At 67.9% G+C, this 13752-nt stretch carries 13 protein-coding genes and 1 pseudogene; 2 read left to right on the top strand and 12 right to left on the bottom strand.

Annotated features, from left to right (window positions below; translation table 11 throughout):
• The first annotated feature begins 36 nt into the window (after nucleotides 1-36).
• Nucleotides 37-498 carry a hypothetical protein gene (locus VHS75_RS20435; RefSeq protein WP_329640465.1) on the top strand — a complete coding sequence of 154 codons (462 nt, stop codon included), beginning with the start codon at nucleotides 37-39 and terminating at the stop codon, nucleotides 496-498.
• Here the strand turns inward: VHS75_RS20435 and VHS75_RS20430 are convergent.
• The 4 genes from VHS75_RS20430 to radA are packed head-to-tail and all read right to left on the bottom strand — an operon-like array spanning nucleotide 495 to nucleotide 4967.
• Nucleotides 495-1493 carry a bile acid:sodium symporter family protein gene (locus tag VHS75_RS20430; protein ID WP_329640464.1) on the bottom strand — a complete coding sequence of 333 codons (999 nt, stop codon included), beginning with the start codon at nucleotides 1491-1493 and terminating at the stop codon, nucleotides 495-497. The two genes, VHS75_RS20435 and VHS75_RS20430, sit on opposite strands and share 4 nt — an antisense overlap.
• On the bottom strand, nucleotides 1493-2980 hold the full coding sequence (gene purF, locus VHS75_RS20425) for an amidophosphoribosyltransferase (protein ID WP_329640463.1): 1488 nt from the start codon (nucleotides 2978-2980) through the stop codon (nucleotides 1493-1495). Before purF ends, VHS75_RS20430 begins: the two co-directional genes overlap by 1 nt.
• Nucleotides 2977-3609, bottom strand: a complete 633-nt coding sequence (locus tag VHS75_RS20420) for a CvpA family protein (protein ID WP_329640462.1) — start codon at nucleotides 3607-3609, stop codon at nucleotides 2977-2979. The genes purF and VHS75_RS20420 overlap by 4 nt, the downstream gene beginning before the upstream one ends.
• Nucleotides 3600-4967: a DNA repair protein RadA gene (gene radA / locus VHS75_RS20415; protein ID WP_329640461.1), complete on the bottom strand. Its 1368-nt coding sequence runs from the start codon at nucleotides 4965-4967 to the stop codon at nucleotides 3600-3602. The genes VHS75_RS20420 and radA overlap by 10 nt, the downstream gene beginning before the upstream one ends.
• A 141-nt stretch (nucleotides 4968-5108) precedes the next feature.
• Between radA and VHS75_RS20410 the strand changes: the two genes are divergently transcribed.
• Nucleotides 5109-5738, top strand: a complete 630-nt coding sequence (locus VHS75_RS20410) for a Yip1 family protein (protein ID WP_329640460.1) — start codon at nucleotides 5109-5111, stop codon at nucleotides 5736-5738.
• A 245-nt stretch (nucleotides 5739-5983) separates the two neighbouring features.
• Here VHS75_RS20410 and VHS75_RS20405 read toward each other — a convergent pair whose 3' ends face one another.
• The 8 genes and pseudogenes from VHS75_RS20405 to VHS75_RS20370 form a co-directional block, all read right to left on the bottom strand.
• On the bottom strand, nucleotides 5984-6529 hold the full coding sequence (locus VHS75_RS20405; protein WP_329640459.1) for a hypothetical protein: 546 nt from the start codon (nucleotides 6527-6529) through the stop codon (nucleotides 5984-5986).
• A 121-nt stretch (nucleotides 6530-6650) separates the two neighbouring features.
• Nucleotides 6651-7757 (bottom strand): alanine racemase, encoded by a 1107-nt coding sequence (gene alr, locus VHS75_RS20400; protein WP_329640458.1) that lies wholly within the window; start codon nucleotides 7755-7757, stop codon nucleotides 6651-6653.
• 7 nt (nucleotides 7758-7764) lie between these two features.
• A complete protein-coding gene (locus tag VHS75_RS20395) occupies nucleotides 7765-9261 on the bottom strand; it encodes a replicative DNA helicase (RefSeq protein ID WP_329640457.1) in 1497 nt (498 codons plus the stop codon).
• Between the two features lie 170 nt (nucleotides 9262-9431).
• Nucleotides 9432-11855, bottom strand: a complete 2424-nt coding sequence (locus tag VHS75_RS20390) for a TonB-dependent receptor (protein ID WP_329640456.1) — start codon at nucleotides 11853-11855, stop codon at nucleotides 9432-9434.
• 196 nt (nucleotides 11856-12051) lie between these two features.
• Nucleotides 12052-12639, bottom strand: a complete 588-nt coding sequence (rplI, locus tag VHS75_RS20385) for a 50S ribosomal protein L9 (protein ID WP_329640455.1) — start codon at nucleotides 12637-12639, stop codon at nucleotides 12052-12054.
• A gap of 13 nt (nucleotides 12640-12652) precedes the next feature.
• Nucleotides 12653-12922, bottom strand: a complete 270-nt coding sequence (gene rpsR, locus VHS75_RS20380) for a 30S ribosomal protein S18 (RefSeq protein WP_329640454.1) — start codon at nucleotides 12920-12922, stop codon at nucleotides 12653-12655.
• A 48-nt stretch (nucleotides 12923-12970) separates the two neighbouring features.
• Nucleotides 12971-13320 (bottom strand): annotated as a pseudogene (rpsF, locus tag VHS75_RS20375) (30S ribosomal protein S6); the annotation flags it as partial.
• Nucleotides 13321-13504: 184 nt separating this feature from the next.
• Nucleotides 13505-13752: hypothetical protein (locus VHS75_RS20370; protein ID WP_329640452.1), on the bottom strand; the 248-nt coding region annotated here is incomplete at its 5' end.

Here is a 13752-nt window from a genome sequence, read left to right as displayed (position 1 = left end):
TAGGCTTGGCGCGCACGAGCGTGGGGACCGCCGCCGATGAGACATCTGATAACGATCGCCTGCGCGACCTTCGCTATGACCCTGGCCTGTGCGTCGGCCCGCGCCGACGAGCGAGGCCGGGAGGTCGAGGCATTCATGAAGGGCTACCTCACGCTCTGGAACGCCCATGACGCCAAGGCGGTCACCGAACGGATCTACCGCTTAGACGCCTCCAATCCGATGGGGACCCAGGCGGGCCTGCAGGCAGAGTTCGATCGCTTGAAAGCTCAGGGCTACGACCACTCCAACATCATCAGCCTCAAGGCCTGTATGATCACGCCGACCCAGTCGGTCGTGGAGTTTCGCTTCTCGCGGCTGAAGAAGGACGGCTCGGCCCTGCCGCCGACGGAGCGGGCCTCGCTCTACTTCGTGCGCAAATTTCCCGACGGATGGCGGATCAATCAGCTCATGGGCATGGACCCGACCGCGCATGTGACCTGCACGTCCTACACGGACTAGGCTTCCACCTCGTCCGATAGGGTCCGGCCGGCGTACCTCTGAGCGATCACCGCGCAGGCCATCAGCTGGATCTGGTGGAACAGCATCAGCGGCAAGAGCGCCAGGCCCGCCGTGGCGGCCGGGAACAGCACGCCCGCCATGGGCACCCCGCTCGCCAGGCTCTTCTTCGAGCCGCAGAAGACGATGGCGATCTCGTCAGGCTTGGAGAAGCCGAGCGCGCGGGCGGTGAAGTAGGTGGCGGCCAGGACCGCGGCCAGCAGGACCCCGCAGACGATCAGCAGGCGCACAAGATCGAGTGCGCTGATCTGCGACCAGACACCCTCGACGACCGCACCGGAGAAGGCGGTGTAGACCACCAGCAGGATCGAGCCGCGGTCGACGATCTGCACCAGCTTGGCGTGGCGCGTCACCCAGCCGCCGATCCACCGGCGCAGAACCTGGCCGGCCACGAAGGGCAGGAGGAGCTGGGCCACGATCGACCAGGCCGAGCTCGGCGAGATGGCGCTCTTGGCGTGCAGCAACAGGCCCACCAGGATCGGGGTCAGCACAATGCCAAGCAGGTTGGAGGCGGATGCTGCGGCGACGGCGGCGGCGACATTGCCCCGGGCGATCACCGTGAAGCCGATCGAGGACTGGATCGTGGAGGGCAGGCAGCCCAGGAACACCACGCCGCCGGCCAGGGCCGAGGGCATGATCCAGGCCGGCAGCGCGGCCAGCCCCAGGCAGAGCAGCGGGAAGAGGGCGAAGGTCGCGCCCAGCACCACCAGGTGCAGCCGCCAGTGGGTCAGGCCGCCGATCACCGCCTCGCGGCTGAGCCTAGCGCCATGCAGGAAGAACACCAGGCCGATAGCGACCTTGGTCGCCCAGCCGAAGGCGACCGCGGCCTCGCCCCGCGCTGGCAGGAACGAAGCCGCGACCACCATGGAGATGATCAGCAGGAGATATCTGTCGACCTTCAGGCGGCTGAGGAGGCCGCCTGACTTCGCGTCGCTCACTACGCGTCGACCAGGAACGAGAGCTGGCGTTCCGAAAGCTCGTTGCGGCCCTCGGCGATCTCGCGGTCCAGGAGGCGCGTGGGATAGTCGCCGGTGAAATAGTGGTCGGTGAACTGCGGGTTGGCCGGATTGCGGGGCGCGGCGTCCATCGCCCAGTAGAGGCCCTCGACGGACAGATAGCCCATGGAGTCGACGCCCAGGATCTTGGCGATCTCCTCGACGGAGTGGTTGGCGGCCAGCAGGTTATCGCGGTCGGGCATGTCGATGCCGTAGTAGTCCGGCCACATGATCGGCGGCGAGGCGGAGCGCAGGTGCACCTCGGCGGCGCCGGCCTCGCGCACCATCTGCACCACGCGGATTGAGTTGGTGCCCCGCACGATCGAGTCGTCGACCAGGATCACCCGCTTGCCGGCCAGCACTGAGCGGTTGGGCGACAGCTTCATGCGCACGCTGGATTCCCGCGTTGCCTGGGTCGGCTGGATGAAGGAGCGGCCGACGTAGTGGTTGCGGATGATGCCCATCTCGAAGGGCAGGCCGGCTTCCTGGGCGAAACCGAGGGCCGCGGGCACGCCACTGTCGGGCACCGGCACCACCACGTCGGCGGAAACCAGGCTCTCCTGCGCTAGCCGGCGGCCCATGCGCTTGCGCACGTCATAGACCGAGCGGCCGTTCACCACGGAGTCGGGCCGGGCGAAGTAGACGTATTCGAAGATGCAGGGCCGGGCCTGCTTGGCGGGGAAGGGCTTGATGCTGGTGACGCCGTCAGCGTCGATCACCACCATTTCGCCGTGCTCGACATCGCGGACGAACTTGGCGCCGATGATGTCGAGCGCGCAGGTCTCCGACGCCAGGATCGCCTTGCCGTCCAGCTCGCCCAGCACCAGCGGGCGGATGCCCAAGGGGTCGCGCACCCCGATCAGCTTCTTGTTGGTCAGGGCCACCAGGGCGTAGCCGCCCTCGATCTGCGACAGGGCGTCGATGAAGCGGTCGACGAAGCGGGCTTTCCGCGAGCGGGCGATCAGGTGGAGGATCACCTCGCTGTCCGAGGTCGACTGAAAAATCACACCATTCGCGACCAGCTGTTCGCGCAGCGTCAGGAAGTTGGTCAGGTTGCCGTTGTGGGCCAGCGCGACGCCGCCGGCTTCCATGTCGGCGAACATCGGCTGGACGTTGCGGATCACCGAGCCGCCGGCGGTGGAATAGCGGGTGTGGCCAATGGCGAAGCGGCCGGGCAGGCGCTCGGTCAGGTCGGCGCCGCCGAAGGCCTCGCCCACATGGCCCATGTGGCGTTCGGTATGGAACCGCTGGCCATCGAAGCAGGCGATGCCGCAGGCTTCCTGGCCGCGATGCTGCAGGGCGTGCAGGCCGATGGCGGTCAGGCCGGCGGCCTCATGGGTGTCGAAGACGCCAAAAACCCCACACTCCAGCCGGGGGCTGTCGTCGAGCGGGTCCCGGTAGGGTGGCGACCGTCGCTCGTCCGATTTCATCGGGATTTCTCCACCAAGTCCTCGATCTCGCCGCGTTGCCGCGCGTCGTAGCCTTCTGACTTCAATCTGTCATCTATCGCGTCGTGCTTGGCGCTATGCCAGGCCTTGTCGAACGCCGGTTTCAGCCGCCCTGCGATATCCATGCCGCGCGGGGCCATGGCGGTGAGCAGGTGACCCATGTTCTGCGCCAGCGGCCAGGTGGTCGAGCCGACGATCCAGTGGGGCTGCAAGTCCTTGGGCGTCGCGGCGTTGAACATCAGGTTGAGCGCGCCCAGCACCAGCAGGCCGCGCCCCAGGCCCAGGAAGAGGCCGAGGCTGCGGTCCAGGACGCCCATGAACTCGGCCTCCTGCAACTGGCGCACGATGATCGCGCCCACCAGGCGGATCGCGACGAAGACGACGACGAAGACGATCACCAGGGCGGCCGCGGTCCCTAGCCAGTCGGGATGGATGAAGCGCCGTGCGATGGGCGCGGCGTCGTGCAGGCCGAAGACAGCCACCGCCGTAGCCGCGGCCAGGGCGAACAGCGAGACGATCTCCAGCATGGCGCCGCGCGCGAAGCCGATGGCCGCCGAAATGAGCAGCAGCACGAGGACGATGGCGTCGAACTGGGTGAAGCCTAGCCCCATGAGGCGTCTCCGATGCGGCGGACGGCGTCGCTGAGACGCCCGGCGCCCATCGCGGCCATGCCGCCGTTTCCGTCCATCTCGGCCGGACCCAAGGCGCGGCGGAAGCCCAGTTTGGCGGCTTCCTTCAGGCGGCTCTCCATGCGGCTGACGGAGCGGACCTCGCCCGACAGGCTGATCTCGCCGAACACCACGCAATCCTGCGGCAGGGCCTGGTCGAGGGCCGAGGAGGCGAGGGCGGCGGCGGCGGCGAGGTCGGCCGCCGGCTCGGTGATCCGTAAGCCCCCGGCGACGTTCAGATAGACGTCGCGATCGCCAAGGCTGAGGCCGCAGCGCGCCTCCAGCACCGCCAGCACCATGGCGAGGCGCCCGCTATCCCAGCCGACGACGGCGCGGCGCGGCGTGCCGTAGGCGCTGGGCGCAACCAGGGCCTGGAATTCCACGAGCACCGGCCGAGAACCTTCGATGCCGGCGAACACCGCTGCGCCCGCGGCCCGTTCGCCCGAGGTGTTGAGGAACAGCGCCGAGGGGTTCTTCACCTCGGCCAGGCCCGCATCGCCCATCTCGAAAACGCCGATCTCGTCGGTGGCGCCGAAGCGGTTCTTGGCGCCGCGCAGGATGCGGAACGGATAGCCGCGCTCGCCCTCGAAGGAGAGCACCGCGTCGACCATGTGCTCGATGACCCGGGGTCCGGCGATGGTCCCTTCCTTGGTGACGTGGCCGACCAGGACGATGGCGACCCCACGGCTCTTGGCCAGGCGGACCAGTTCGCCGGCCGCCGCGCGCACCTGGGTCACCGAACCCGGGCCGGCCTCGTGGGCGTCGCTCCAGAGGGTCTGGATGGAGTCGATCACCACCAGATCGAAGGCCTCGCGTTTCAGGCCGTCGGAAATCGCGCGCAACGATGTTTCGGCCGCCAGCTTCACCGGCGCGTCGGCCAGGCCCATCCGCTGGGCGCGCGAGCGGACCTGCTCGACCGCCTCCTCGCCGGAAATGTAGGCGCAGCGGGCGCCGCGCAGGGCCGCCTGGGCCGCGACTTGCAAGAGCAAGGTGGACTTGCCGACGCCGGGATCGCCGCCCAGCAGGATCGCCGAGCCGGGAACCACGCCGCCGCCGCAGACCCGGTCGAACTCGTCGACGCCGGTGGCGATGCGCGGCGGGGCCGGCGTCCGGTCGGCCAGGCCCTCGAAGGCGAGGCCGCGCGCCTTGCTGGCCCTGGAGGGCGCCATGGCCCCTGGCGGACGCGCCTGCAGCTCCTCGACCAGGGTGTTCCACGCGCCACACGCCGGGCATTGGCCCGCCCACTTGGTCTGGACGGCCCCGCAGGACTGACAGGCATAGACGGCGCCGTCGCGGGCCATGGACTTGTCGAAAGCTCCTGATTCGATTTGGCGATCAGTCTAACCGACCTGCCGCCGCGGTCCGCCCGCGCACATTTGGGCCGTTTGCCGGATGACGCCGTTCGGATAGGCTGCAGATGGGCAGGGTGGGAGAGTGTTGCAATGAGCGACGTCGAACCGAAGGCGCCGGCGGACAGCCTGATCGGGCGCGTTCTGAACCTGTTGCTGCATCCTGTAGAGACCTGGGACGTCATTGACGGCGAGGAGGCGTCCATTGAGGGCATCTACCGCACCTGGGTGCTGCCGCTGGCGGTGATCCCCGCGGTGGGCCGCGCGATCGGCCTGGTCTCGTTCCGCGGCGTCGAGCTGTTCGGCATCCACCTGGGGCCGCCAGGCATTGTCTCCATCGTCGGCGACGCGATCGCCACTTACGCGCTGACCCTGATCTCGGTCTATCTGCTGGCGCTGCTCATCGATCAGTTCGCGCCGCAGTTCGGCGGCGAGCGGAGCCGCACCCAGGCCTTCAAGGTGGCCGCCTATTCGGGCACGGCCTTCTGGGTGGCGGGCGTCTTCATGCTGTTGCCCAGCGTCGGCGGGCTCTTCGCGCTGCTGGGCGCGCTCTACAGCCTCTACCTGCTCTACCTCGGCCTGCCGAAGCTGATGCGGTCGAGCCCAGCGCTCAACCTGAACTACTTCGGCCTGACGTGCCTGATGGCGGTGATCATGGCGGTGGTGATCAGCTCCGTGACCAGCCGGGTGATCGGCTACGGCGGCCCGATCCACATCGACTAGGATCGTCCACGAACCCCACGAACGGGCTCGCGCTTTGAGACCCCGCGGAAGCGGAGGCTCAGCTATTTTGAACCACGGAAGACACGGAAAGAGCACGGAAGGAGCTCTGATCGGGCAAAGCCGATGGATGACGGATTGCGCGCGACGCGCGCGATTGAGCTCGGCTCGGACGCCTGAGATCGGCCCCCTTCCGTGCTCTTTCCGTGTCTTCCGTGGTTCTCTTTCCTTGCGCGCTTCGCGCGCGTTTAGCCGGTGTCGGCCAGCGGGGGCCGGGACGACTCGTCGCCGCCTGGAGCCGGCGTCTCGCAGAGACTGAGGGTCAGGTCGCCGGAGAGGTTCATGTCGGCGATCATGCGGCGGGCCAGGACCTCGATGGGAATAACCTCGAAGTCGGGGCTGCGGGCGGCTTCGTCGAGGCGGGCGGTGAGGTCGTCGCACAGCACCTCGTAGTCTTCTTCCTCGCCCTCGGATTCGGTCCAGAGCAGGCGGTTCAGAAGGTTGCGGACGCGGCTCTTGCGTTGTTCGATCCGGTTGGGGGCCGGGCGGACCGGCGTGCTGAGCGGCGGTTGCGCAGAGGTCGTGGCCTCGGCTTCGCGAGCCAGCTCCTTCGCCTCTCGCGCGGCGTCCCGCTCCAGCTTGAAGTCCAGCGCGAGCGTCAGGCGCACCACCCGCGAGGTCTTCTGGAAGGCGTCGGCGAGCGCCACCGTCTGCTCCACGTCCTCGCTCTCGCGCAGCCGCACCGCCAGCTCGCGCGTCACCATCAGGGCGAGCTCGGCGATCTCGCCCAGCATGGCCTCGGCGCGGGCCTGTTTTTCAGGTTGATGTGTTACGAACAAAAAGAGAACATTGGAATTAGCTGAAGTCAAGTTTTGAGTGACATTTTTGCGGCCGCGGAGTGAGCGCCGATCCGGCCTAAACCTCGCCCACATACACCCGTTCGGCGCGCCGGCTGAGGCGGACCAGGATTTCGTGCGCGACGGTGCCGCCGGCCGCCGCCAGCTCGTCAAGCCGGGCGTTGGGGCCCAGCAGTTCGACCGGCTCGCCCATCTGCGCGTCGGCGTCGCCGATCTCGATGACCAGGATGTCCATGTTGATGATCAGGATCCTGCGCGGCGCGCCGGCGAACCAGGCATGGGCGCCGCCGCGGGCCGCACGGATGACGCCGTCGGTGTAGCCCGCGCCGACCACCGCCACGCGGGTCGGCTCAGCGATCCGCACGCTCTCGCCATAGCCGACCACGTCGCCGGGCCGCAAGTTGCGCACGTCGAGGATCGGGGCGGTGAGCGTAGCCACCGCCTTCAGGCGGGCATCCGGGTGTTCCAGAGGCCCGCCGCCGAACAGGCTGATGCCCGGCCGCACGACGTCGAAACGATAGTCCGGGCCAAGGAAGATCCCCGCCGAGGCTGACAGGCTGGCGCGGGCCTGCGGGAACAATGCGCGGGCTTCAAGAAATCTCGACAACTGATTGGCGTTACGCGGATTTTCGGCTTCCGAAGCGGAACCGAGATGGCTCATCACCAGGCCGACATCCAAGCCGTGCAGACGGTCGAGGGATTGGACAACGGCGCGAGTCTCTTCGGCGGTGAGGCCCTGACGGCTCATGCCTGTGTCGACGTTGAGCGCGACGGGACGCCGGCGTCGGTCGCGCGCCGCCCGCGCCGCGGCGAGCGCGATCTGCGAGAGGCTGGAAAGCACCGGCGTCAGACCGGCGGCGGCCAGGCGATCCTCCGCGCCTTCGGTCATGCCGTCCAGCACGTAGATCGCAGCCGGCCGGTCCGGCGTCAGGGCGGCGCGCAGGGCCTCGCCCTCGCTCAGGCGGGCCACGAAGAAGCTGCGCGCGCCTTCCGCCCACAGCCGCCGGCCCACCGGTCCCGCGCCCAGGCCGTAGGCGTCCGATTTCAGGACCGGCGCGACCTCCGCGCCCGCCGCCTCGGCGCACAGCAGGGCGTGGTTGTGGGCCAGGGCGTCGAGGTCGATCGTCAACCGCGCGTCAGAGGGCGTCCTTGGCGGCTCAGCCATCGCGGCGCTAGTGGGAGTCGTAGCGGCTGTGGTCGCGCGCCAGGTTGCCGAACTTGGTCAGGTCTTCGTTGTAGGAGAGCTTCACATTGCCGATCGGGCCGTGACGCTGCTTGCCGATGATGATCTCGGCCAGGCCCCGGACCTGATCCATGTTCTCCTGCCACTTGAAGTGTTCTTCGGTGCCTTCGCGGGGCTCCAGGCGGCTGAGGTAATAGGCCTCCCGGTAGATGAACATCACCATGTCGGCGTCCTGCTCGATGGAGCCGGATTCCCGCAGGTCCGAGAGCTGCGGCTTCTTGTCTTCCCGGTTCTCCACCTGGCGGGAGAGCTGGGCGAGCGCGATCACCGGGATCGAGAGCTCCTTGGCGAGCGACTTCAGGCTCTGGGTGATCATCGAGACTTCCTGCACCCGGTTGTCGTTGCGGTTCATGCCGTCGCCGCCGGTGATCAGCTGCAGGTAGTCGACGATCAGCAGGTCCAGGCCGACCATCCGCTTCAACCGCCGCGCCCGGGCGGCGAGCTTGGCCATGGAGATGCCGCCGGTGGCGTCGATGTAGAGCGGCGCCTCCTGGATCTCGAGTGCGGCGTCGCGCACCCGGCCGAATTCGCTGGCGTCGATCTCGCCTTTCCGGAGGCGGTCGCCGGAGACGCCCGAGGCTTCAGCCAACAGGCGCATGGCCAACTGCTCGGCGGCCATTTCGAGAGAGAAGAAGGCCACGACGCCGCCGCGCACGGTCTTCTTCGAGCCGTCCGGCTGCGGCTCCCAGGCGTAGTTGCGGGCCACGTCGAAGGCGATGTTGCAGGCCAGCGACGACTTCCCCATCGAGGGGCGCGCGGCCAGGATCACCAGGTCGGACGGATGCAGGCCGCCGATCTTGGAATCGAGGTCGATCAGCCCGGTCGACAGGCCCGCCAGGCCGCCGTCGCGGCTGTGCGCCTCGGCGGCCATGGTGACGGCGCCGTGCAGGGCGTCGGCGAAGGTCACGAAGCCGGAGGAGACGCCCCCGGTCTCGGCCAGGCTGTAGAGCTGTTGCTCGGCGGATTCGATCTGGTCGCGGGCGGAGAGTTCGGCGTCGCCCTGGCCGGCCATTGTGGCGATGTCGCCGCCGATGCGGATCAGGTCGCGGCGTAGCGCCAGGTCGTAGATGGCGCGCGCATAGTCCGGCGCGTTGGCCGCCGGCGGGGCGCGGTCGACGAGGTCGGCGAGGTAGCGGACGCCGCCCAGCTCCTCGAAGCCCACGTCGCGGGCGAACTGCTCGGCCAGCAGGATCGGCTCGGCGAGCTGGCCCTTGCGGATATTGCTCTCGATGGACGCGAACAGGCGCTGGTGGAAGGGTTCGAAGAAGTGCCGCGCCTGCAGGTAGTCGCCGATCCGCTCGAAGGCGGCGTTGTCGTAGAGCAGCGCGCCCAGCAGCGCCTGCTCGGCCTCCACATTGGCCGGGGCGTGGGCGATCGGCGGATCGTTGGGCACGGGACGCAGGTCGAGGGCGGGAACGAGGGCCATGGCTTATCGATAGCCTAACGCCGCGCCGCCGATCACTGCGACATCGCTGCCCATCCACACAATAGAGTGACCCCTGTGGACAGCTTCGCCATGCCAGGGGGCCCACGAAAAAGGCGGGCTGGAAATCCAGCCCGCCCGATCCGTGTTTGAGCCTCTGGGTGAGGCTCAGATCACCATTGGATGCTGAGGCGCCCGTAGACGAACCGGCCGTCGAAGCCGAACGGCGAGAAGGAGGTGAAGGGCGCGGCGCCCGTCGTGTTCAGCGACGGCGGGACCTGCCGCGGATAGGCGTCGAACAGGTTGTCGGCGCCAACCGCGAAGGTCACGTCGCGCGGGAACGTGTAGCGGGCTTCCAGGTCCCACAGGCTGCGCTGGCCGGTGTGGACGTCCTGGCTGCCGTCGAGCGCCGTCCCGGGAGACAGCACGTCGCCGTAGAAGGTCGAGCGGAGCGTACCGCCCCAGGGGCCCTTCGACCAATCGGTCTGCAGGGTGACCTTATAGGGGGGCGTCCCGTCTTCGTACCGCAGGATGTTCTGGCGGGCGAAGAGCGACATCGGGATCGGCAGGATCTGGGCCGGAGTGGCCGGAGTCTTGGTGATCTTGATGTCGTTGGTGTTCGCCGAGGCCAGGAAGTTGAAGTCGCCGAATTGGTCGGTCGGCAGGCGGTAGCTGAGCGAGTAGTCGATCCCCTGCGTACGGGTGTTGACCCCGTTCAGGAAGAAGCGAGCCGCCGAGGCGCCGAAGGGCTGCAGGAGGTTGAAGATCGCCAGCGCATCGCTGCCCGGCGCCCCCGTCGCGCTGCCCGTCAGGGTCTCGGACAGGACGATCTTGTTGTTGATGTCGATCTGGTAGGCGTCGATCGTCAATTCCAGGCGGTCGTGGTGATAGACTAGGCCCAGGGAATAGTTCTTCGACTTCTCAGGCGACAGCGGCTGCCCACCCAGCGCCTTGCCGGTCGGGCTGGTCGACGGGAACGTGCCCGTGTCGAACGGGATCCCGTTGATGAACAGGATCGACGTCGACGTGAAGTACTCCTGCTGCAGGCTGGGCGCGCGGAAGCCGCTTTCGGCGCTGCCGCGGAAGGCGAACTCCGAGGTCACGTCGACACGGCCGGCGAGCTTCCCGGAGGTGGCGTCGCCGAAGTCGGAGTAGTGTTCCTGGCGGACCGCCGCCGAGCCGGTGAACCAGCTGGTGATCTTGTCTTCCAGGGCGATGTAGGCGCCGACGTTGGTCCGGCTCTTGTCGACGACGTTATCCGGCGTGAAGCCTGAGAAGCCGCGCGAACCTAGCGCGAGGGTCGGCGCCACGGCGCCACGTTCGTAGGAGCCCGGTTCGCCCGCGCCGATCTTGAACTGCTCGTCACGAGCCTCAAGGCCGAAGGCCACGTTCAGCGGACCGGCCGTGCCGATCTCGAAGTCACGGCTGAAGTCGGCGTTGCCCACCGTCTGATCGTAGGTCATCTGGCCCGCGTAGAAGGAGTGCGGCGACGTCGGACCCAACGACGGGTTCAGGGTATGCTCGACCCCGTACTTCAGATTGTTCCAGCCATAATCCACGCTGAAATTGGACTTCCAACCGGCGATTTCGCCCTTGAGCGCCCCGCCGATGCTGAAGTCGTTCGAGTGAGTGTTGATCAGCGGCAGGTAGCCGTTCGGATAGACCGACGGGATGTTCTGAGTGGCGTCGTTGGCGGCCCGGAAGGTGGCCGCGGTTTCCGAGTGGCGCAGCTGCCCGCCGCCCCACAGCTTGGCTTCCCAGCCGTCGCCCAGGGGCTTGCCGGCGTTGAAGTAGAGGGTGGATTCCTGGACCGAGCCGTCGCCGAAGCGGGAGTCGATCACCTTCGGCGTGAAGCGCGGGTCGAGGTCGCTGCGGTTGGTGGGGTCTTGGTTGCGGTACTCCGCCGAGACAGTCAGGAAGCCGTCGGCGCCCAGCTTGAAGCCCTGCCAGCCCTCGACGGTGGTCGTGGCGCCGTCGGTTAGGTTGCGGGTCCCCGCGTTGAAGAACTTCGGGCTGGTCACGTACTCGCCATAGGTGGCGGTCGCGCCGCCGCCGTGGTCGGCCTCGCGCAGGCCGATGTTGATGACGCCGGCGATGGCGTCCGAGCCGTAGATGGCCGAGGCGCCGTCACGCAGCACTTCGATTCGGTCGATGGCGATCTCGGGGATGGTGTTCAGGTCGACGGCGGCCGAGCCGCGGCCCACCGAACCGTTGAGGTTCACCAGAGCCGAGGTGTGGGCGCGCACGCCGTTGATCAGCACCAGGGTCTCGTCGGGGCCCTGCCCGCGGAGGGTCAGCGGACGCACGGAGTCCGTGCCGTCGGTGTTGGACGGACGGGGGAAGTCGAGGGACGGGACCGTGGCGGCCAAGGCGGCGGCCAATTCGGTCGAGCCGCGCTTTTGCAGGGACTGGGCGGTGACCACGTCGACCGGGGCCAGCGTCTCGAGACGTGACACAGGGGCGGCGCGGCTGCCGGTGACGACCAACTCCTCAACCGCGGCGCCGGCGGCCGGAGGGGTCTTGCTCTGGGCGAGCGCGCCCGTAGCGAAGAGGCTGACAGCCGAGACTGCAGAGAACAGAATTATGCGAGATTTCATAGATTTATCCCCGAACTGGAACAACAGGCTCAACTGGCCCTGGCCCTATCGGTGGATAGCTAAGGTGTGTCGTAACGCCGTAAATGACTTTTGAGCCACAGTGCGCAAAAAAGGGCGCGGAGATGGCCTCCGCGCCCCATTGATGCGGCGATGGTGTGGCCTTTAAGCCTCGCCATCGCCCGGCTTAAGCGCCGGATCAGTCCTGGACGTAGTTGCCTTCGATCGAACCCGCGCCGCCTTCGAGCAGGTCGGCCTGGGCTTCTTCGGTGGCGATCCGGTCTTCTTCGAACTGGGTGTCGATGATGTTCTCGCCGCGCGCCTGACGCTCAGCTTCGTCCTGCGAGCGGGCGATGTTGAGGGTGACGGTGACGACGACTTCGGCGTGAAGGCGGACCTTCACGTCGTGCATGCCCAGCGTCTTGATCGGCTTGTCGAGGGCGACCATCGATCGGTCGATCTTCGTGCCGCCTTCGGCGTTCACCGCGTCGGCCACGTCGCGGCCGGCCACGGAGCCGTAGAGCTGGCCGCTTTCGCCCGCCTGGCGGATCAGGATGTAGGAGGTCCCGTCCAGCTTTTCGCCGGACTGGCCCGCCGCTTCCTTGGCCTTGGCGTTGCGCGCTTCGATCTCGGCGCGCTGGCCTTCGAAGACCTTCATGTTCGCGTTGTTGGCGCGCAGCGCCTTGGCGCGGGGCAGCAGGAAGTTGCGGGCGTACCCGTCCTTCACCGTGACCACATCGCCGAGGGCGCCCTTGCCTTCGACACGTTCGAGCAGAATGACTTTCATGTGCCTGGCTCCCTTACTTCACGACGTAGGGGAGGAGGGCCAGGAAGCGGGCGCGCTTGATGGCCTTGGCCAGTTCGCGCTGCTTCTTGGCGGAGACCGCCGTGATCCGCGACGGCACGATCTTGCCACGCTCGGAGATGTAGCGCTGCAGGAGCTTGACGTCCTTGTAATCGATCTTCGGCGCGCCGGCGCCCGAGAACGGGCAGACCTTGCGGCGGCGGAAGAAGGGGCGGCGCTGGCCGCCGGCGGCGGGGGCGGCTTCGGGAGCAGTAACGTCGGTCATGGTTTTCTCGCTCCTTACATCGCCATGTCGTCGTAGCCGCGGCGTTCGCCGCGGTCGCTGCGGTCGCGATCACGGTCGCGGCGGGCCAGCACCGGGCTGAGCTCGAGGTCCAGCTCTTCCACGCGCACGGTCAGGTAGCGCAGCACGTCTTCGTTGATCGACAGCTGGCGCTCCATCTCCTTCACCGCCGGGGCGGGGGCGTTGATGGCGAGCAGGGAATAGTGACCCTTGCGGTTCTTCTTGATCCGGTAGGTCAGGTTGCGGAGGCCCCAGTACTCGATCTTGGCGACGGAGCCGCCGCCTTGCTCGATGAGGGCCTTGAGGGTGTCGTTGAGGGCTTCGGCCTGTTGCGGCGAGATGTCCTGCCGCGCGATGACCACGTGCTCGTAAAGCGCCATGATGTCCTTCTTCCGTTGCGGAAGGCGGCGTCCGGGCCGGCGGAAGATCCGGTCCGGGCGATGGCTCTTGGCGCGGCGTTCCGGCCGTCATGACCGGAAGCTTGAAGAGGGTCCGCGCAAGACCGCCTTCCAGGGGAGGCGCGCGTATACGCGAAAAGGGGACGCAGGGCAAGGGAGCCGGGGGTTAGCGCCCCGCCATCGCCGCCATCAGGCCCGGGTCGCGGCTGTCGGGCGTGGCGCGGTCGAGAATCCAGACCGACAGGAGCCACTTCTCGCCCTGGGTCGGCGGCCGGCCGGCGTGCAGGGTGCGGGGGTCCGGCCGGTCCTGCGCGTCCACGTTGCGGAACATCAGGGCGTCGCCTTTCTTGCCCCGGTGGCTCAGGCCGAGCCGGAGGAATTCGGTCTCCCCGCCCTCCAGCTCGTCGTTGAGGT

The sequence above is a fragment of the Phenylobacterium sp. genome, from assembly GCF_036264965.1.
Lineage (GTDB): Bacteria > Pseudomonadota > Alphaproteobacteria > Caulobacterales > Caulobacteraceae > Phenylobacterium.
Note: the sequence above shows the minus strand (reverse complement) of the source record. Positions and strands in the feature narration are given on the sequence as shown.